The sequence below is a fragment of the Ornithinibacter sp. genome (assembly GCF_035443565.1).
Taxonomy (GTDB): domain Bacteria; phylum Actinomycetota; class Actinomycetes; order Actinomycetales; family Dermatophilaceae; genus Fodinibacter.
Genome location: NZ_DAORSO010000017.1, coordinates 1 through 18530 on the forward strand (window position 1 = coordinate 1; position 18530 = coordinate 18530).

An 18530-nucleotide genomic window follows, 5' to 3' on the forward strand; every position below is an offset into this window, starting at 1 on the left:
GATGATGAGGGCGTTGGACTCGAAGACGTGCAGGCCCTCGTAGTCGTTGACCGGGAACGTGAAGCGGCCGTCGGGGCCCACGGGCACCACCGGGGCGATGCCGTGCTGGTCGGTGAGCTGCTTGTCCTCCTCACCGAAGGCGGGGGCGATGTGGACGATGCCGGTGCCGTCGTCGGTCGTCACGTAGTCGGCCGCGAGCACGACGTGGGAGTTCGGGTGGCCGGCGTAGTACGAGAACGGTGGCGTGTACGACCGACCGATCAGGTCAGCCCCGGTGAGCCGCTCGACGACCCGCTCCGCGGCATCCGCACCGAGCTCGCGCGTGTAGGCAGCCAGGCGCGCCTCGGCGAGCAGGTACCGCTCGGTGCTCCCCGTCGGGCCCTCGGACTCGACGACGACGTAGTCGATGTCGGGGCGCACGGCCATCGCGAGGTTGCTCGGCAGGGTCCACGGGGTCGTCGTCCAGATGAGGGCGAGCTCGCCGGTCTCGAGGCGGTAGCCCACGGTGACGGCGGGGTCCTGCCGGTTCTTGTAGACCTCCTCGTCCATGCGCAGCTCGTGGTTGGACAGCGGCGTCTGGTCGTTCCAGCAGTACGGCAGGCAGCGGAAGCCCTCATAGACCAAGCCCTTGTCGTACAGGGTCTTGAACGCCCAGAGCACCGACTCCATGAACGTCGGGTTGAGCGTCTTGTAGTCGTTGTCGAAGTCGACCCAACGGGCCTGGCGGGTGACGTAGTCCTGCCACTCCCCGGTGTACGTCATGACCGACTCGCGGCACTTGGCGTTGAAGGTCTCGATCCCGATCTCGAGGATCTCGTCCTTGGTCTTGATGCCGAGCTGGCTCATCGCCTCGAGCTCGGCGGGCAGGCCGTGGGTGTCCCAGCCGAAGCGGCGCTCGACGTGCTTGCCGCGCATCGTCTCGTAGCGGGGGACGATGTCCTTGACGTAGCCGGTCAACAGGTGGCCGTAGTGCGGCAGGCCGTTGGCGAAGGGCGGGCCGTCGTAGAAGACGAACTCGTTGGCCCCGTTGACACCGGCCGGGCGCTCCTCGACCGAGGCGAGGAAGGTGTTGTCCTTCGCCCAGTAGGCCAGGACGGCCTCCTCGATCTGCGGGAAGCGCGGGCTCGAGGGGACGCCGAAGGCGGCGCCGGTGTGCTGGCCGGTCGTGGAGACCGTGGGATAGGTCATGGGTCTTCGTGCTCCTGCGGGTCGTCAACTCGAAATCTCTGGACGAGGACGAACGTGAGTCCCGCACACGATTCCGTATGCCGGGTGCTCACCTCCGCGGTGCCACCTCGCTTGCCGCACGCCTGGCTGCGCAGACCGGCGAACCGGGCCCCGCGGCATACGACCGCTCTTGGTCGAAGGCTGTGACGAAGCCCACCCGTCCGGGTCTAGTGGGCGGACCTGATCGAGTCAGGACCCGCTGTTCTTCCGGAAGCTCGCCGCTGATGACGGCTCAGACGCTCTTGGTCCCGAAGTCTACCGGCCTCGACGGCCAGGGTCGTCACGAAGCCGTTCGGCACCAGGTCCCAGTCGACGTCGCGATGACCTCGACCGTGCAGCCAGGCGCGAGCCACCCGCAGGGTGTCACCGTGCGTGACCAGGACAAGGTGGGGTGGAGCAGCCGGGAGGACGCGCTCGAAGAAGGTCCCCAGGCGATCGTGGACGTCCTCGATCGACTCGCCCCCGCCCCATCGCACCTCGGTGATGTCCAGCCCCTCGGGAGTCGGCTCGGGCACCAGCTCCTTCGTGAGGCGGCCCTCGAGGACACCCAGGCCCTGCTCGCGCAGGGCGACGTCCTGTTCGACGCTCACCCCGAGCACCTGCCCGATCACCGCGGCTGTCTGCGCGGCCCTGACCAGGTCACTGCAGATCAGACCCACATCCTCGCCCGTGCCGGGGCACCGCGCACGTAGTAGTGCGGCCGCTTCGGCGGCCTCGCGACGCCCGCGCTCGGTGAGCTCGGGGTGCACGGTCTGCCCCTGGAGCCGGCCCTCGACGTTCCACGTCGACTGTCCGTGGCGGACGAGGTGCACGGTCACGGGATCCCTCACGCGCCCACTGTAAGGTCGCTGCGTGGCTGGACTGCTGGTGACCGGGACGAGCTCGGATGCGGGCAAGTCCCTCGTCGTCACCGGACTGTGCCGCGCCCTGGCCCGCCGCGGGCTGCGCGTCGCGCCCTTCAAGAGCCAGAACATGTCCAACAACTCGATGGTCTGCCGCGATGGCTCGGAGATCGGGCGCGCGCAATATCTGCAGGCCGAGGCGGCTGGGGTCGAGGCGAGCTCTCTGCACAATCCCGTGCTCCTCAAGCCGGGCAGCGATCGTCGAGCCTTCGTGGTCCTGCGCGGACAGCCCGCGGGCGAGTTGCAGGCCGGTGAATACGCGACTGGCCGCGCGCACCTTGCCGAGGCCGCCTTCGCTGCCTACGAGGAGTTGGCCGCGAACCACGACATCGTCGTCGCCGAGGGCGCCGGCTCCCCGGCTGAGATCAACCTTCGCAGCGGCGACTACGTCAACATGGGTCTGGCGCGGCGCTTCGACCTGCCCGTCATGGTCGTCGGAGACATCGACCGGGGCGGCATCCTCGCCGCTCTCTACGGCACGTGGGCGTTGCTCGACGACGAGGACCGGGCTCTGCTGAAAGCCTTCTGCATCAACAAGTTCCGAGGTGACGAGTCCGTGCTCACCCCTGGGCTGGTGGAGATCACGAGGCGCACGGGGGTGCCCTTCGTCGGCGTCCTCCCGTGGCTCGAGGACGTCTGGCTCGACTCCGAGGACGCGCTCTCGGTCGGTCGCTGGCGACCGTCGGAGGACGACGTGGCCGACCGACTCTCCGTCGCCGTGGTGCGCTTCCCGCGGACCTCCAATGCCACCGACGTCGATGCCCTCGCCGCCGAGCCCGGCGTCGACGTCCGGGTGACGACCGACCCGGACGTATGCCGCGAAGCCGACCTGCTCGTCCTGCCGGGCTCGCGAGCCACGGTCAGTGACCTGTCCTGGTTGCGTGAGCGGGGCCTGGCCGACGTCGTCGTCGAGCGGGTCACCGCGGCCCGGCCGGTCCTGGGGATCTGCGGTGGCTACGAGATGTTGGCGCAGTGGATCGACGACCCCGTCGAGAGCGGGGCCGGCGTCGGCGCCGGGTTGGGCGTGCTGCCGACCTCGGTCACTTTCGCGGCGGAGAAGGTCCTCGGGCGTCCATCGGGCGAGTGGCAGGGTCATCGGGTCGAGGGCTACGAGATCCATCACGGCGTCGTCGACGACGACAGGTCCTTCCCCGGGGGCATGCGTCGTGGGCCGGTCTTCGGATCGATCTGGCACGGCACCCTGGAATGCGACGACTTCCGGCGTGCCCTTCTCGCCGAGGTCGCAGCACTGGCCGGCTCACGCTGGCAATCACGGCCCGGGGCACCGGGATTCGCGCAACGGCGCTCGACCATGATCGACGCGCTCGCCGATGCCGTCGAGGAGCATCTCGACCTCGAAGCCTTGCTCACGCTGACCCGAGGAACTGGCTCATGAGCCCACCCACGCCGCGCATCATCAAGGTCATCGGCATCGGCGCCGGCTCCCCCGGGCACCTCACCCAGGAGGCCATCGCTGCCCTGCGCGCAGTCGATGTCTTCCTCGTCGCGGACAAGGGCTCCGCCAAGGACGACCTCGTCGCGGTGCGACGGGCGATCTGCGCGGAGTTCGTCGAGGGGGTGGAGGGTCAGGACTATCGCTTCGTGACTGTGCCCGACCCGACCCGTGGGCCGGACGCCGAACGCGATGACACGGCATACCGCTCCGGGGTGGCCGATTGGCACGCGGCGCGAGCCGATCGCTACGCCGAGGTCATCGCCGCCCTCCCCGTGGACGCGGTCGTCGGCTTCCTCGTGTGGGGAGATCCGGCCTTCTACGACAGCACGATTCGTGTCGTCGACGCCATCGGTGAGCGCCTGCCGATCGTCACCCACGTCGTCCCCGGCATCTCGGCCTTCCAGGCCCTTGCCGCCGCCCACTCGATCGTGCTCCACGCGGTCGGGCAACCGGTCCACATCACGACTGGGCGGCGTCTGGTCGACGAATGGTCTCCATCGCTCGGCTCGGTCGTGGTCATGCTCGATGGGCACCTCGCCTGCCAAGGGCTCGTGGAGCGTGCCCCGGATCTGCTGATCCATTGGGGCGCCTACCTCGGCCTCCCCCAGCAGACGCTGCGCTCCGGTCGCCTGGCCGACGTCATCGACGACGTGGTCGCCGTCCGCGCCGAGTTGCGTGCCGAGCACGGATGGATCATGGACGTCTACGTCCTGAGCCCCTCGTAGCGACAAACGCCCCGGTCAGAGCCCGTCCTTGCTGGCCAACCGACGCGAACCGAGGACCGATCACTCCACCGTGCGTGCGGCCAGTCGTCGCATCCGGAGGCCCTGCAGGATCATCGACGCGGCGAGACACGCTCCGACACCCTCACCTGCGCGCAGCCTGAGGGTGAGCAGCGGCTCGAGGCCCAGCGCACGCAGGACTGCCGCGTGGGCCCGCTCGCGCGAGCGCTGCCCCGCCACCAGATGGGCCTGAACCGCGGGCTCGATCCGGGCGGCGAGCAGCCCGGGGAGGGAACCGGCCAGTCCGTCGAGGACGACCGGCGCACCCGCCTCGACCGCGCCCAGCACCACGCCGGTGAGCACGGCGATCTCGGGACCACCGAGACCGGCCAGGGCCTGACGAGCCTGGTCCGCCGGAGACTCGGATCCGGCCAGAGCGGGACCACATCGCAGCAGTGCCGCTGCGACGACGTCACGCTTGCGCTCCAGGATGGCCGCGTCCGCCCCGGCACCGAGGCCCACCGCCTCTGCCGGGTCGAGCCCGGTCAGCGCGCAGGCCAGCGCTGCCGCAACGGTCGTGTTGCCGACGCCGATCTCGCCGAGCACGACCAGACCGCTCTGCGCAGCCCGGCGCCCGACATCTCGACCCGCGATGAGGAGGGCATCCACGTCGGACACTGTCAGGGCATCGGCAGACTCGAGGTCACCGCGCGGGTCAGAGGGCCGGGCATCGACCGCTGCTCCCACGACGGCTTCGTCACCATCGACCCCCGCATCCACCACAACCAGGCCCAGACCGGCCGTCTGCGCGGCCACGGCGCCCATGGACGTGCCCGCCACGGCGGCCTCGGTCACCTCACGAGTGACCGACACGGCATAGGGACTCACGCCCAGCTCGGCCACCGGATGATCCGCGGCCACCAGGACCAGGGTGCCGCCGTCGATGTCCCGCTCCCCCAGGGCCGCCACGCGGTTGAGCACACGGTCGAGGACACCGAGCGAGTCGGGCGGAGCCAGGAGTTCGTCGGCATCATCGGTCGCGGCGACGAGGCGGTGCTCGTCAGGGCCGCGCAGGTGCGAGATGGGCTGCTCCGGCGCGCCCTCGCTCCAACGCTCCCGCAGCACCACGTCTGCCAGTGGGGTCTTGGTCGACCAGCCCGCGCGCTGCAGGCCCGGCTCCGGCGGACGCTCGTCGGGCCAGCCCAGGCAGAGCCACCCGAGCGTCACGACGCCCTCGGGGAGACCGAAGAGGTCGGCCAGGTCGGCGGGATCGAAGAGGGTGACCCACCCCATCCCCAGGCCGTGGGCGCGGGCCGTGAGCCACATGTTCTCGATGGCGGTGGCACACGACCACAGATCGGCATCGGGGAAGGTCGCCCTGCCGAGCACGCCCATCGCCGGTGTCCGACGGTCACAGGCCACCACGATGCCCAAGGGTGCCTCCCGAAGGCCCTCCAACTTGAGGTCGAGCAGGCGGGCGGCGCGGTCCTCGGTGAGATGGTCGGCCTGGGCCAGTCGCGCGGCGTCGGCGAGATGGGCCGCCCGGTCCCGCGTGGACTGGTCGCTGACGACGATGAAACGCCACGGCTGCGAGTGACCGACGCTCGGCGCCCGATGGCCCGCGGCGAGCACGGCCTCGAGCAGCTCGTCAGGCACCGGATCGGGCCGGAAGCGCCGGATGTCCCTGCGCGCGCCGACGACCGCCTCCAGGGCCTCGACGACCGGAGCACCCATGGCCCAGCCGCCCGGGTCCTCGCGGCGGGTCCGAGCACTCGTGGCATCGCCGATGACCGGCACCGGCCGTGCCCACGACTGCTGCGCGCCCTCGGTCACCTCAGTCCTCCAGCTGTCCTTCGACATCGAGATAGACCTGCTGCATGGCAGCCATCACCTCGGGGTCCGGCTGCTCCCAGAGACCACGCTCGGCAGCCTCGGACAGCTTTTCCACGATGCCGCGCAGGGCCCAGGGGTTCGCGTGTCGCATGAAGGCCTGGTTGGTCTCATCGAGCACGTACTCCTGGGCGAGCTTCTCGTACATCCAGTCCGGGATCACGCCGGCTGTCGCGTCGAAGCCGAAGAGGTAGTCGACCGTGGCGGCGAGCTCGAAGGCTCCCTTGTAGCCGTGCCGCTGCATCGCACTGATCCACCGCGGGTTGACGACGCGGGCGCGGAAGATGCGGTTCGTCTCCTCCTGCAGGGTGCGGGTGCGGACGGCATCGGGTGAGGTCGAGTCACCGACGAAGGCCTTGGGCTCGGCGCCGGTGAGCGCCCGCACCGTGGCGACCATGCCGCCGTGGTACTGGAAGTAGTCGTCGGAATCGAGGATGTCGGACTCGCGGTTGTCGATGTTCTTGGCCGCGACCTGGATGCGCCGATAGTTGCGCTCCATGTCCTCTCGAGCCGGTATGCCGTCCAGCCCCCGACCGTAGGCGAAGCCGCCCCACTGGGTGTAGACCTCGGCGAGGTCGGCGTCATTGCGCCAGTTGCCCGATTCGACGACCTGGAGGATGCCAGCGCCATAGGATCCTGGCTTCGAGCCGAAGATCCTTGTGCGAGAGCGGCGCTCGTCCCCATGCGCCGCCTCGTCGGCGCGCGCGTGAGCGCGCACGAAGTTCATCTCGTCCGGCTCGTCGAGACCGGCCACGAGCGCCACGGCATCGTCGAGCAGGGCGATGACGTGCGGGAAGGCGTCCCGGAAGAAGCCCGAGATCCGGACCGTGACGTCGATCCGCGGGCGACCCAATTCCTCCAACGACAAGGGCTCCAGTCCGACGACGCGGCGGGACTGCTCGTCCCACACGGGGACGACGCCGAGCAGCGCGAGCACCTCGCCGATGTCGTCGCCGGAGGTGCGCATCGCCGACGTCCCCCAGACGGACAGCCCCACCGACTGCGGCAACTCGCCCGTCTCCTCGCGGTAGCGCTCCAGGAGGGACGCGGCCATCGCCGACCCGGTCTGATAGGCCAGTCGCGACGGGATCGCCTTGGGGTCGACCGAATAGAAGTTGCGCCCGGTCGGCAGGACGTTGACCAGTCCACGCAGCGGCGAGCCGGACGGGCCGGCCGGCACGTAGCCACCGTCGAGAGCGTGCAGGACCATCGGGATCTCACGCGAGGTCTCGCGCAGTCGCGGGACGACCTCCCGGCAGGCGAAGGTCAGCGACGCGGACACCCCCGCATTGGCCTCACCCAGGACCTCCAGCACGATCCCGTCGACCGCACCGACCTCCCAGTGGGCGTCCGCGCAGCGTCCCACGAGCTCGCGAGCCGTCGCCTCGAAGGCGTCGGTGTCGGCGCTGCCACTCTCGATCTCGTCGTGTCCGAGCGCCACGCGCAGCCCCGGGATCCCGTCCGAACGTCCACCGAAGATCTGTCCGGCCCGCAGGATCGCCAGGACCAGGTTGAGCAGCCCCTCACCGGTCGGAGCCTCGCTCAGGACGTGGAGGCCATCACGGATCTGGACGTCCTTGATCGCGCACAGGTGGTAATCGATCTGGCCGACGAGCTCATCGAACGCGTAGTCATCGGGATTGTCACCGAGCCCGAGGTCCTGGTCCATCTTGGCAGCGCGCAGCAGCGTCCAGATCTCGCCCTGCAGGGCAGGCGCCTTGGCCGGATCCATCGCGGAGACGTTGCCGTACTCGTCGAGCAACTGCTCCAGGCGGGCGATGTCGCCGTAGGACTCGGCACGCGCCATGGGCGGCACGAGGTGGTCCACGATCGTCGCGTGGGCCCGCCGCTTGGCCTGGGTGCCCTCACCGGGGTCGTTGACGAGGAAGGGATAGATCAGCGGAAGCGACCCCAGAGCCGCATCGGGCCCGCAGTCCGCCGACAGGGCGAGGTTCTTGCCGGGCAGCCATTCCAGGTTGCCGTGCTTGCCCACGTGCACGATCGCGTGGGCACCGAACTCCTCCTCGATCCAGCGGTAGGTCGCAAGATAGTGGTGGGTCAGCGGGAGGTCCGGGTCGTGATAGATCGCGATCGGGTTCTCCCCGAAGCCGCGCGGCGGCTGCACGAGGAGGACGACGTTGCCCGACTGGATGGCCGCACAGACGATCTCACCCTCTGGGTCACGCGAGCGGTCGACGAAGAGCTCACCCGGGGCCTCGCCCCAGTGCTCCACCATCGCTGAGCGCAACTCCTCGGGCAGCGCCGCGAACCACGCGGCATACGTCGCCGCCGGGATGCGCACCTGGGCGTCCGTCACCTGCTCCTGGGTGAGCCACTCCGGGTCCTGGCCGCCGGCTGCGATGAGACCGTGGATGAGGGCGTTGCCCGCAGTCGTGTCGGGTGCCTCGCCCTCCACGGGCGGCAGGTCCCCCAGACCGGGGATGCCCTCCGCACCGCCGTTCGGGCCCAGGTCATAACCGGCGTCCCGCATGGCGCGCAACAGCCGCACCGTGGAGACGGGTGTGTCGAGACCGACGGCATTGCCGATCCGCGAGTGCTTGGTCGGGTAGGCCGAGAGGACGACCGCGATCTTGCGCTGCTGCGGCGGCGTGTGGCGCAGGCGTCCGTGGTTGACGGCGATGCGGGCGACTCGCGCGCACCGGTCGAGGTCGGCGACGTAGTGCGGCAGGCCGTCGGCGTCGGTCTCCTTGAAGGAGAAGGCGACGGTGATGAGTCGACCGTCGAACTCGGGCACCGCGACCTGCGTGGCCACGTCGAGCGGGGACATCCCGTCATCCGAGGCCTCCCACTCGGCTCGGCTCCACGTGAGGCACAGCCCCTGGAAGATCGGGATGTCGAGCTCGGCCAGGGCACGCACGTTCCACGCCTCGTCGTCCTCCCCCGCGCTGGCCGTCGCCGGTTTGGTGCCACCGGCGGCGAGGACGGTGGTCACGAGCGCGTCCAAGGTGCCCAAGTGGGCGATGAGGTCGTCGGGAGCATCGCGCAGGGAGGCGGCAAAGATCGGCACGCCGACGCCTCCGGCCTCGTCGATGGCATCGCACAGCGCGTGCGCATAGGCCGTGTTGCCGGCCGCCTGCTGCGCGCGGTAGATGAGCACACCGATCCGGGGCCGGGTCACTCCATCGTCGAGCGTCGGGAGCTCGGGGCGATCGAGCACACCCCACGCCGGCAGCTCATCCGGGGGCTCGAAGCCCGCACCGGTGAGGAGCAGGGTGTCGGACAGGAAGGCATGCAGGTTGCGCAGGTTGTCCGGGCCACCCTGGGCCAAGTAGCGGTGCGCCTCCGCGACCACGCCGGCCGGCACGGTCGAGAGCTCCATCAGTGCCGCGTTGGGCGCTTGCTCACCACCGAGGACGACCATCGGCGTGCCGGTCGCGCTGATCCGCCGGAAGCCGGAGCAGAGGTCCTGCGGACCACCCAGGATGCGCGCCACGACGATGTCGGCGCCCTCCAGGGCCGCACCCATGTCCTGGTGGCCCGGGCGGGCCGGGTTGGCCCACACGTACTCCGCGCCGGAGGCACGGGCACTGAGCAGGTCGGTGTCGCTGGTGGACAGCAGGGCAATACGTGGCATCTGGTGCAACTCCCTTGGGGTCCGCGCCCCGGGTCGACGGATGCCCGGCAGGGTGGGCCGGAGCAGGTCGGCGTGACGTTCCTGACTCCGCCCGGTCACCCGGGCGTCACAGTGGCGGGACCGTCCCGGTCTTGCACCGGGTTCCGTCGACGACGACCGCTTGGCAGCCTACGGCAGACGCGGAGCGAGAGGAACGCGAGCGTATGCTCCCGGGCGTGACCTGCACCCGCCTCGGAGCCGACCGCTGTCCCGGTCTGCTCAAGCCCTTCGTGGCCCAGGACGGGGCGATCATCAGGCTGCGGGTGCCCGGCGGACGGGTGCGCGTGTCGACCCTGGCCGACCTGCTCGCCATCGGTGCCGACCACGGCGCTCCCCTGCTCTCCGTCACCTCACGCACGAACCTCCAAGTGCGGGGCCTGCCGGATCCACTCCCCGAGGACGTCATGGTCCGCGCCGAGGCCACCGGACTGCTTCCCTCGCCCTCCCATGAGCGCGCCCGCAACATTCTCGCGGCCCCTCTCGCTCCCGATCTGCAACCCCTTGTCGCCGAGCTCGACGCTGCCCTGTGCGCCGACCCCTTCCTCGCGGACCTGCCCGGCCGCTTCCTCTTCGCCGTCACCGACGCGACGGGCGCGGTGCTCACCGAACCGGTCGACGCGGCATACCAGGCGTTGACGCCCACCTCCGGTGTGATCCGGTTGGCAGGACTGGGTATGCCGTGTGCCCGCGACGACGCCGTCGCGCACCTCCTCGAGAGGGCCCGGCTCTTCCTCACGCATCGCGAAGGTCCCCGCGTCTGGAACATCCGTGACCTGCCCGCGGACTCGCCCGTCTTCGCCGGGCTGGAGCCGATGCCCGTGGACCCGGCGCCACCGCTGACCCCGGGCCCAGTGGGCGGGGATCTCGTGGCCGGGATTCCGCTCGCGATGCTGCGCGCGACCCATCTCTCGGCGCTCGTCGCGATCACCGACGACGTGGTCATCACCCCGTGGCGCTCTCTCGTCGTCCCCAGTGGCGCAGAGTTCGCCGCCGACCTCGAGGAGGCGGGGTTCACCGTCACGGAGTCCGACCCGTGGGCGCGCCTGTCGGCGTGCACCGGGGCGCCCTGGTGCGCCCGCACGTCCTCCCCGACGATGGATCTGGCCCTGGAGAGCGCCGCTCGCCTGGGCCCGGACGGGCCGCGGCTCCACGTCGTGGGGTGCGAACGCGCCTGTGGCGCACCGACACTCGACCATGTCCTCGTCGTCGACCCCCACTCGGTCGACGACATCCTCTCTGCCGATGGAGCGCTCGCCCGATGACGCCGGTGCCACCCACCCGCCGCTACGACTACGTCACCGACGGGCTCGAGATCTATCGCCGGTCCTTCGGCACGATCCGGGACGAAGCGGACTTCCGTGACTTCGCGCCGGACCTGGTCACTGTGGCGACCCGGATCATCCACGGTGCCGGTGACGTCGACATCGTCTCGGCCCTCGCGGCCACCCACGACCTGGTGGCGACAGCGCGCGGGGCACTGGAGGCCGGCGCCCCGATCTTCACCGACTCCCACATGCTCGCCTCGGGCGTGACCAGGCGCCGCCTGCCCGCCGACAACGACGTGATCTGCACCTTGCGCGAGGAGTCGGTGCCCGAGCTGGCCCGACAGTGGGGCACCACCCGGGCGGCGGCCGCTGTGTCGCTGTGGGGACCTCGCCTGGAGGGGGCCGTCGTCGCCATCGGCAACGCGCCGACCGCGCTCTTCCACCTGCTGGAGCTGATCCTGGATGGTGGGCCACGTCCGGCGGCGATCGTCGGGATGCCGGTCGGCTTCATCGGGTCGGCCGAGTCCAAGGTGGCCCTGGCCGAGCACCGCTTGCCTGACGGGAGTCAGATCCCCTGGCTGGTCGTGCACGGTCGCCGCGGCGGATCAGCCATGGCCGCCTCGGCCCTCAATGCCCTGGCCAACGAGTCGGAGCTCGCATGAACGACAACGAGCCCCGATCGGTCGCAGGACGGCTCTATGGGGTCGGCGTCGGCCCCGGCGACCCCGGTCTGGTCACCCTGCGTGCGGCCGAGTTGATCCGCAGCGCCGACGTCGTCGCCTTCCACGCCGGCACGGGCAAGCAGTCGATGGCGCGCTCGATCGTCGCCGACCTGTTGTCACCGGAGGTGATCGAGGAGGAGCTGCGCTATCCGGTGACCGCCGACTTCGCCGAGCAATCGGGTGACTACTACACGGCGCTCGGCGAGTTCTATGACGAGTGCGCCGACCGACTGCAGGGCCATCTGGCCAGGGGACGCAGTGTCGTCGTCCTCGCGATCGGCGACCCCCTCTTCTTCGGGTCCTTCATGTATGTCCATGACCGACTCTCGCCGCACTACCCCACCGAGGTCGTGCCCGGCGTCACGTCGGTGAGCGCGGCGACCGCCGCCGTCGCGACCGGCCTGTGTCGACACGAGGACACCTTGACGATCCTGCCAGGGACGCTCCCGGTGCCCGAGCTGGCACGGCGCCTCGCGGACACGGACGCGGCCATCATCATGAAGTTGGGCCAGACCTTCCCCGGGGTCGTCGAGGCGGTCCGTCAGGCGGGCCTGCTGGAGCGAGCCGTCTATGTCGAGCGGGCCTCGGGCAGACGTCAGCGCGTCCTCCCCCTCGCCGACGTCGACGCCGCCGCCGTGCCCTACATGTCGCTCATCGTCGTGCCCGGACAGGACCTGCGTGCCGACGCGGCCGGTCGCGCCGAGGGAGCCGCTCCCGCCGGAGTCGACGAATCTCGTTCTCCCGCATCACGATCCGCCACTGCGGGTGGCGATGGCAGCGGCGACGCCGTGACGCTCGGCACGGTCCATGTCGTCGGGCTGGGACCAGGGCCGGATGCGTGGTTGACCCCGGAGGCGAGCGAGGTGCTCTCCCGTGTCGATCACGTCATCGGCTACGCCCCCTACGTCGCCCGGGTGCCGCAACGGGAGGGGCTGACCCGCTTGCCTTCGGGCAACACCGTCGAGGTCGATCGCGGACGACAGGCCCTCGACCTGGCTCTGGCGGGCCACGAGGTCGCAGTCGTCTCGGGTGGTGATGCCGGCGTCTTCGGCATGGCCGCGGCAGTGTTCGAGGCCGCCGAGACCGACGCCCGGTATGCCGTGGTGCCGATCCACGTCGTCCCCGGCGTCACGGCCGCGCACGCCGCCTCCGCGCTCGCCGGAGCCGTCCTGGGCGCGGATCACGCCCTGATCTCGCTGTCCGACCGGCTCAAGCCGTGGTCGGTCGTCGTCGAGCGGCTCCGGGCCTGCGCTCGGGCCGATCTCGCGATGGCGTTCTACAACCCGCGCTCGGCCTCCCGGCCCGACCAGCTCGTGCAGGCCAGGGCGGCCTTGCTGGAGGTCCTGCCCGAGGATCGGGTCGTCGTCGTCGCGCGGCACGTGGGTCGGGAGCAGGAATCGTCGACCGTGACGACACTGGGTGATTTCGACCCCGAGACCGTCGACATGGGGTGCCTGGTCATGATCGGCGCCGCGAGCACGCGGGTCACCGACAGCGGTCGGGTCTGGACGCCGCGCTACGTCGACTGACACGCTCGGCATCGACTGACACGCGCTGCGTCGACGTGGCCGCGCTCGGTCACGCGAGAGGGGCGGCGCTGCTCAGCCCAGGAAACGCGCGACGTCAGCGACCGTCCGCGGCGGGTCGACGACGTCGATCTCGTGACCGAGTGACCGGAGCAGCTTGACCGGCCACGGCACGCCGAGGTGTGCCCGTCGAAGGAGTGCCTCGTCGGTCATGATCTTGACGGTGCTGCCCTGGTGGACGATGCCGTCCACGACCACGCCCACCTCGTCGGCCCACTCCCAGGCGAAGTCGATGTCGTGGGTCGAGACCACGACCGTGGTGCCCCGTGCCTCGAGGTTGTCCAGGGCCGCGCGCAGGGTCGTCACCGCTCGTGGGTCGAGGCCTGCCGTCGGCTCGTCGAGCAGGATGACCTGCGGCCGCATCGCCACGGCCCCGGCGATGGCGACCCGCTTGCGCTGGCCGTAGGACAACTGGTGGACCGGTCGGTCGGCGAGGTCAACGACGTCGAGCAGCTCGAGGGCCTCGGACACGCGCGCTCGCACCTCGTGGTCGTCGAGGCCGAGGTTGATCGGTCCGAAGGAGACGTCGGCGCGCACATCGGCCGAGAAGAGCTGGTCGTCCGGGTCCTGCAGCACGAGCTGGACCCGCTGCCGATGGTCGCGCAGACCGGCGTTGTCGTGGCGGAGCGTGATGCCATCGACGGCCACGCTCCCCGCGTCGGGCACATGAGCACCCGAGAGGCAGCGCAGCAGAGTCGTCTTGCCGGAGCCGTTCTCGCCGAGCAGGGCGAGCCGACTGCGCCCCGTCACGGACACATGGGCGCAGTCGAGGACGTCGCCTCGCCCCGGGTAGCCCGCGTGAAGGCCCTCGCCCACGAGCACCGCCCCGACGGTGGGCTCCCACGTGCCGGTGCGATGAGTCATGCGACACCTCGCAGCGCGAACAGGATCGACGTCGCGGCCAGTGCGGTCACGATCAGACCGCTGACCGCCATGAAGGGCACCGACACGACCGTCTCCCTGGGCAGGGTCCGCAGCGACCCGGCATACCCTCGTCCGCGCAGGCCCTCCTCGAGGCGCCGCGACCGTTGCCAGGCGCGCCCGAGGACCGAGCCCGCCATCAGGCCCATCGACCGACGAGCGGTCCGGCCGTCGACGAAGCCGAGGCGGGCCGCCTGCGCCTCGCGGACGGCAAGGACGGAGTCCATCAGGGTGAAGAGCATCCGATAGACCAGGCCGGCGATGTCGACGAGCACCTCGGGCACCCGCAGTCGCCGCAGCCCCGCGAGCAGGTCGACCATCGGAGTCGTGGCCGCCAGGAGAGTCATGGCCGCCATCGCGGCCGCCGACCGCACGGCGACCGCCGCCGCGGCATACAGGCCGGTGGACGTGAGCGACACCGGGCCGAGTGAGGCCAGGACGTCGGTGGGTTGGCCGCCGAAGGTCAGGGCGATGGGGATGGCACCGACGGCGACGAAGGTCATCGGGCCGACCACCGCCAGGGCATAGGTGCGCTTCGGGACGCGGGCGGCGAACAAGGCGGTGGAGACGGCGACGGCCAGCACGACGAGGGAGACCCAGAGGGAGCGCGAGGTCGCGGCCACCGTGAGCAGACCCAGTGACAGCAGGGCCTTCTCACCGGTGGACCGCAGACGCCACGGCCCGGACCAGGCCGCCTCGTCGAGGGCGAATCGCGCCAAGGTCAGCCCCTCGACTGCGGCTCGGCCGCATCACAGGCCGGCTCCGGGTCGCTCACCGGGCGGCTCGAATCGTCGGCAGCCGACCGGCGCTGGCGACGCCGCTCGCGCATCGTGCCGAGGACGAACCCGAGGGCTCCTGCGCCGAGTGCTGCCTGCAGCGCGAACAGTCCGGACTCGACCTCGCCGCTCGAGGGCTCGAAGATCGGCTGGAACCACGGGGTGTAGCCGGGGTGGTTCTCCTCGATGTGGGTGGTGGCCGCCGAGTCGGTGCCGATGAAGGTCTCGCCGTCGCCGGTGCTCTGGCGGGTGCCGAGGACCATCGCGACCGCGAAGAGGGCGACGATCGCCAGGAGGATGGCCAGGGTGCTCGCGTGCTTACGCATGGATGGCCTCCTCGACCTTGGTGCCGGCGTGGTCCGGGCGGCGCGAGAACACCCCGAGAGCGGAGAGTTCTGGGCCGGCCCAACTGCGCAGGGCCTTGAAGATGAGGACGCCGACGAGGCCTTCAATGACGGCCAACGGCACTTGGGTGATCGCGAAGATGCCGAGGAAGACCGACCACGCGCCGACGAAGCCGTTCTGGCCGGGGAAGGCCAGCGCGAGTTGGGTGGCGGTCATGACGTAGGTCGCGAGGTTGGCCAACGCCATGGCCGCGAAGATGCGGACCGAGAAGGGAGCGCGACCGAGCAGGCGGAACGCGGCATACCCGACCCACGGGCCGACGACCGCCATCGAGAAGACATTGGCCCCGAGGGTGGTCAGACCGCCATGGGCGAGCAGGAGGGCTTGGAAGAGCAGGACGATCGTCCCCAGGGCCGCCATCACCGGGGGCCGGAAGATCACCGCCCCCAGTCCGGTGCCCGTCGGGTGGGACGATGAGCCCGTCACCGAGGGCAACTTGATCGCGGAGAGGACGAAGGTGAAGGCCCCCGCGGCACCGAGCAACAACTTGGCCTCGGGGTGCTCCTTGATGGTGCGGCTGATCGCCCGGGTGCCATGGATGACGAAGGGGGCCGCGACGGCCGTCCACGCGGCCGCATGAAGTGGGGGCAGGAAGCCCTCGGCAATGTGCATTGCTGCACCTTCCTCGGGATGACGCGCCCGATCAGACGTGACGCGCGGCGCCGATCGGCGGCACGCGACATCCACAGGAGTTCCTGACTCGCCGATGGCTCAGCTCACAGTGGCGCGACCGTCCCGGATTTGCACCGGGTTCCTCACGCAGATGGTGCTCGGCAGGCTACACCAGCGAGGCGTCCGGTCGCCCCTCCCCGGCGGGCCGAGGCGGTCGGCTCGAATACAGGTGGGACTCCACGAAGTCCTCCGCCGACAGGGCCCAGCCGACGATGATGACCGCGGCCTGGGTCAGGCCCGCGGCCTCGACCTGGTCGGCGATGTCGGCGAGGGTGCCGCGCAGGATCAGTTCCTCGGGCTGGGTGACCTGCGAGCCGACGACGACCGGGCAGTTGGCCCCGTAGTGGGCACTGAGCTCATCGGCCAGCCGCCGGGTGTGTCGGATCGCCAGGTGCAGGACGAGGGTGGCATTGGTCGCGGCGAAGGCCGCCAGGGTCTCCCCCGGCGGCATCTTGGTCGAGTCCTTCTGCGCGCGGGTCAGGACGACCGACTGGGCCACCTCGGGCACCGTCAGTTCACGCCCGATGAGCGCGGCCGTCGCGGCATAGGCCGGCACGCCCGGGGTGAGGTCCCAGGGCACCCCCGCGGCGTCGAGACGGCGCGTCTGCTCGGCGATCGCCGAGTAGATCGACGGGTCTCCCGAGCACAGCCGGGCGACGTCATGACCGGCGTCGTGGGCGGCGACGACGGTGGCCGTGATGGCGTCGAGATCGAGGTATGCCGTGTCGATGAGTTCGGTCTCCGGCCCGCAGTGCGAGAGGACCTCGTCGTCGATGTAGGTGCCGGCATAGAGGCAGATCGGACTCTCCTGCAGCAGGCGGACGGCGCGCAGGGTGAGCAGGTCGGCGGCACCGGGACCGGCCCCGATGAAATGGACGGTCATGACATTCCTTGCTCGTGGGGCGGGGCGGGTTTCTGGGCGCTCCACTGGACGATCGCGCGGGCCGGGGTCCACGACAGGTGCGGACCGAGCGGCGTCGCGTGCTCGACACTCAGCCTGGTCAGGTGGCCTCCGTGGCGCTGGTGGGCAGCGACGAGGACGGATTCGGCCGAGAGCGTGACGGCGTGCGCGACAAGACGTCCGCCCGGACGGAGGCGACCCCACGCCAGGTCGGCGAGTTCGCTCGTGAGACCGCCGCCAACGAAGACCGCGTCCGGGTCGGGCAGCGCGTCGAGGACGGACGCCCCTTCCGGGGAGAGGGCCCCGTGGTCGGCCTCGACCACCTCGACCTCTCGCGGCACCCCGAGACGTGCAGCGTTGGCGCGGATCCGGGCGGCACGACCGGGGTCGCGCTCGAGGGCCACCGCTCGCGCGCAGCGGGCCGCCAGTGCCCATTCGATCGCGACCGCACCCGAGCCGGCGCCGAGGTCCCAGAGAGTGGCCCCAGGTGTCGGACGCAAATGGGCCAGGGCGCTCGCGCGCACGTCACGCTTGGTGATCTGTCCGTCGTGCTCGAAGGCCTCCTCTGGGCGTCCGGGGGCGGGGCCCGAGGACGAGCGGGCGGCCGCGAGGTCGTCCACCTCGACGGCGAGCACGACCAGATCAGGAGTGGGCTCGACATCCCAGTCCCGTGCAGCGCCGGATCGGCTGCCCTCCTTGGGCCCTCCGAGGTGCCACCACGCCGTGAGCCGCGAACTGCCACAGCCCTCTTGGACGAGAAGGGCGGCGACCTCGGCGGGGGTCGAGCCATCGGAGCACAGGACGACGAGACGTGCACGCGGGTCGAGGTGACGGCGGAGTCGATCGACAGAGCGCCCGACGAGGGTCACGACCGTCGTCTCCTCGGCGGGCCAACCCATCCGCGCCCGCGCCAGGGTCTCCGAGGACAGCGAAGGGTGGACCCGGACCGTCTCCCGGCCGAACAGGTCGATGAGGGTGCTCGCGACCCCCGAGCGCAGCGGGTCACCACTGGCGAGCACGACGACGCCCTCGGTGCCGATCTGCTCGAACAGTGCTGGCAGTTGGGCGCGCATCGGTGTGGGCCATGGTGTGCGGATCTGACCCTCGATCTCGGGGACCAGGGCCAGGTGTCGGGCGCCACCGACAAGGTGCCGCGAACGGCATACGAGATCCTGCTCGCGGGCGGGCACGGACGCCCAGCCCGCATCCTCGATGCCCACGACCTCGATCACGCGCGACAGCCTACGTGCGATGAGACATCGACCTCGCCGGACCCGGGGTGGGCGATGTGGGAGGATGCGGGGCGACGCAGGGCGAGGAATACCGGTGCAACTCCGGAGCGGTCCCGCCACTGTGACCGCTCGCCGCGTGACGTGGAGACCGGAAGCCAGGACGTCCTCCTGCGTCACGCCGCCCCGGGACCCCGAGGCGGCCGAATCGGCCGGTGAGCG

General features: G+C 70.7%; 15 protein-coding genes and 3 riboswitches. Of the genes, 5 read left to right on the plus strand and 10 right to left on the minus strand.

Annotation, left to right across the window (positions count from 1 at the left end):
* A partial coding sequence (locus PLL68_RS03610) for a class I tRNA ligase family protein (RefSeq protein WP_324531729.1) occupies positions 1–1188 on the minus strand: 1188 nt, incomplete at its 3' end.
* A gap of 206 nt (positions 1189–1394) precedes the next feature.
* A complete protein-coding gene (locus PLL68_RS03615) occupies positions 1395–2057 on the minus strand; it encodes a histidine phosphatase family protein (protein WP_324531731.1) in 663 nt (220 codons plus the stop codon).
* Positions 2058–2079: 22 nt separating this feature from the next.
* On the opposite strand from PLL68_RS03615, the gene PLL68_RS03620 reads away from it, so the two are divergent.
* Both PLL68_RS03620 and cobF read left to right on the plus strand, forming a co-directional pair.
* Positions 2080–3525 (plus strand): cobyric acid synthase, encoded by a 1446-nt coding sequence (locus PLL68_RS03620; RefSeq protein WP_324531734.1) that lies wholly within the window; start codon positions 2080–2082, stop codon positions 3523–3525.
* Positions 3522–4310, plus strand: coding sequence for a precorrin-6A synthase (deacetylating) (gene cobF / locus PLL68_RS03625; RefSeq protein ID WP_324531736.1), 789 nt, complete (start codon positions 3522–3524; stop codon positions 4308–4310). Before PLL68_RS03620 ends, cobF begins: the two co-directional genes overlap by 4 nt.
* A 60-nt stretch (positions 4311–4370) precedes the next feature.
* Here the strand turns inward: cobF and bluB are convergent, their stop codons facing one another.
* Positions 4371–6167: a 5,6-dimethylbenzimidazole synthase gene (bluB, locus tag PLL68_RS03630; RefSeq protein ID WP_324531738.1), complete on the minus strand. Its 1797-nt coding sequence runs from the start codon at positions 6165–6167 to the stop codon at positions 4371–4373.
* On the minus strand, positions 6142–9792 hold the full coding sequence (gene cobN, locus PLL68_RS03635) for a cobaltochelatase subunit CobN (RefSeq protein ID WP_324531740.1): 3651 nt from the start codon (positions 9790–9792) through the stop codon (positions 6142–6144). Before cobN ends, bluB begins: the two co-directional genes overlap by 26 nt.
* Before the next feature lie 77 nt (positions 9793–9869).
* Positions 9870–9937: riboswitch (cobalamin riboswitch) on the minus strand.
* 70 nt (positions 9938–10007) lie between these two features.
* On the opposite strand from cobN, the gene PLL68_RS03640 reads away from it, so the two are divergent.
* From PLL68_RS03640 to PLL68_RS03650, 3 genes are read left to right on the plus strand one after another with little or no spacing between them, the layout of a single operon-like run.
* Positions 10008–11093 (plus strand): ferredoxin-like domain-containing protein, encoded by a 1086-nt coding sequence (locus tag PLL68_RS03640; RefSeq protein WP_324531741.1) that lies wholly within the window; start codon positions 10008–10010, stop codon positions 11091–11093.
* Positions 11090–11758, plus strand: a complete 669-nt coding sequence (locus PLL68_RS03645; protein WP_324531743.1) for a precorrin-8X methylmutase — start codon at positions 11090–11092, stop codon at positions 11756–11758. The genes PLL68_RS03640 and PLL68_RS03645 overlap by 4 nt, the downstream gene beginning before the upstream one ends.
* Positions 11755–13347, plus strand: coding sequence for a precorrin-2 C(20)-methyltransferase (locus PLL68_RS03650; RefSeq protein ID WP_324531745.1), 1593 nt, complete (start codon positions 11755–11757; stop codon positions 13345–13347). The genes PLL68_RS03645 and PLL68_RS03650 overlap by 4 nt, the downstream gene beginning before the upstream one ends.
* A 72-nt stretch (positions 13348–13419) precedes the next feature.
* Here PLL68_RS03650 and PLL68_RS03655 read toward each other — a convergent pair whose 3' ends face one another.
* From PLL68_RS03655 to cbiE, 6 genes are all read right to left on the minus strand, one after another.
* The gene (locus PLL68_RS03655; RefSeq protein ID WP_159898449.1) at positions 13420–14268 is read right to left on the minus strand and encodes an energy-coupling factor ABC transporter ATP-binding protein; all 849 of its coding nucleotides are present in this window, start codon (positions 14266–14268) and stop codon (positions 13420–13422) included.
* Complete coding sequence (gene cbiQ / locus PLL68_RS03660; RefSeq protein WP_010849192.1) at positions 14265–15044, minus strand: cobalt ECF transporter T component CbiQ; 780 nt, start codon at positions 15042–15044, stop codon at positions 14265–14267. Before cbiQ ends, PLL68_RS03655 begins: the two co-directional genes overlap by 4 nt.
* Before the next feature lie 2 nt (positions 15045–15046).
* Entirely contained in the window at positions 15047–15427 is a 381-nt protein-coding gene (locus PLL68_RS03665) for an energy-coupling factor ABC transporter substrate-binding protein (RefSeq protein ID WP_324531747.1), read from the minus strand.
* Complete coding sequence (locus PLL68_RS03670; RefSeq protein ID WP_324531749.1) at positions 15420–16118, minus strand: energy-coupling factor ABC transporter permease; 699 nt, start codon at positions 16116–16118, stop codon at positions 15420–15422. Before PLL68_RS03670 ends, PLL68_RS03665 begins: the two co-directional genes overlap by 8 nt.
* A 77-nt stretch (positions 16119–16195) precedes the next feature.
* Positions 16196–16263, minus strand: a riboswitch (cobalamin riboswitch).
* Between the two features lie 21 nt (positions 16264–16284).
* Positions 16285–17061: a cobalt-precorrin-4/precorrin-4 C(11)-methyltransferase gene (locus tag PLL68_RS03675; protein WP_324531751.1), complete on the minus strand. Its 777-nt coding sequence runs from the start codon at positions 17059–17061 to the stop codon at positions 16285–16287.
* Positions 17058–18311, minus strand: a complete 1254-nt coding sequence (cbiE, locus tag PLL68_RS03680) for a precorrin-6y C5,15-methyltransferase (decarboxylating) subunit CbiE (protein WP_324531753.1) — start codon at positions 18309–18311, stop codon at positions 17058–17060. The genes PLL68_RS03675 and cbiE overlap by 4 nt, the downstream gene beginning before the upstream one ends.
* A 61-nt stretch (positions 18312–18372) precedes the next feature.
* Positions 18373–18497: riboswitch (cobalamin riboswitch) on the plus strand.
* The last annotated feature ends 33 nt before the right edge of the window (positions 18498–18530 follow it).

Bases quoted from the DNA above. Each gene is read 5' to 3' on its own strand.
- cobF (WP_324531736.1), top strand. From the start codon at position 3,522: ATGAGCCCACCCACGCCGCGCATCATCAAGGTCATCGGCATCGGCGCC.
- bluB (WP_324531738.1), bottom strand. From the start codon at position 6,167: ATGTCGAAGGACAGCTGGAGGACTGAGGTGACCGAGGGCGCGCAGCAG.
- cobN (WP_324531740.1), bottom strand. From the start codon at position 9,792: ATGCCACGTATTGCCCTGCTGTCCACCAGCGACACCGACCTGCTCAGT.
- PLL68_RS03645 (WP_324531743.1), top strand. From the start codon at position 11,090: ATGACGCCGGTGCCACCCACCCGCCGCTACGACTACGTCACCGACGGG.
- PLL68_RS03650 (WP_324531745.1), top strand. From the start codon at position 11,755: ATGAACGACAACGAGCCCCGATCGGTCGCAGGACGGCTCTATGGGGTC.
- PLL68_RS03655 (WP_159898449.1), bottom strand. From the start codon at position 14,268: ATGACTCATCGCACCGGCACGTGGGAGCCCACCGTCGGGGCGGTGCTC.
- PLL68_RS03665 (WP_324531747.1), bottom strand. From the start codon at position 15,427: ATGCGTAAGCACGCGAGCACCCTGGCCATCCTCCTGGCGATCGTCGCC.
- PLL68_RS03670 (WP_324531749.1), bottom strand. From the start codon at position 16,118: ATGCACATTGCCGAGGGCTTCCTGCCCCCACTTCATGCGGCCGCGTGG.
- PLL68_RS03675 (WP_324531751.1), bottom strand. From the start codon at position 17,061: ATGACCGTCCATTTCATCGGGGCCGGTCCCGGTGCCGCCGACCTGCTC.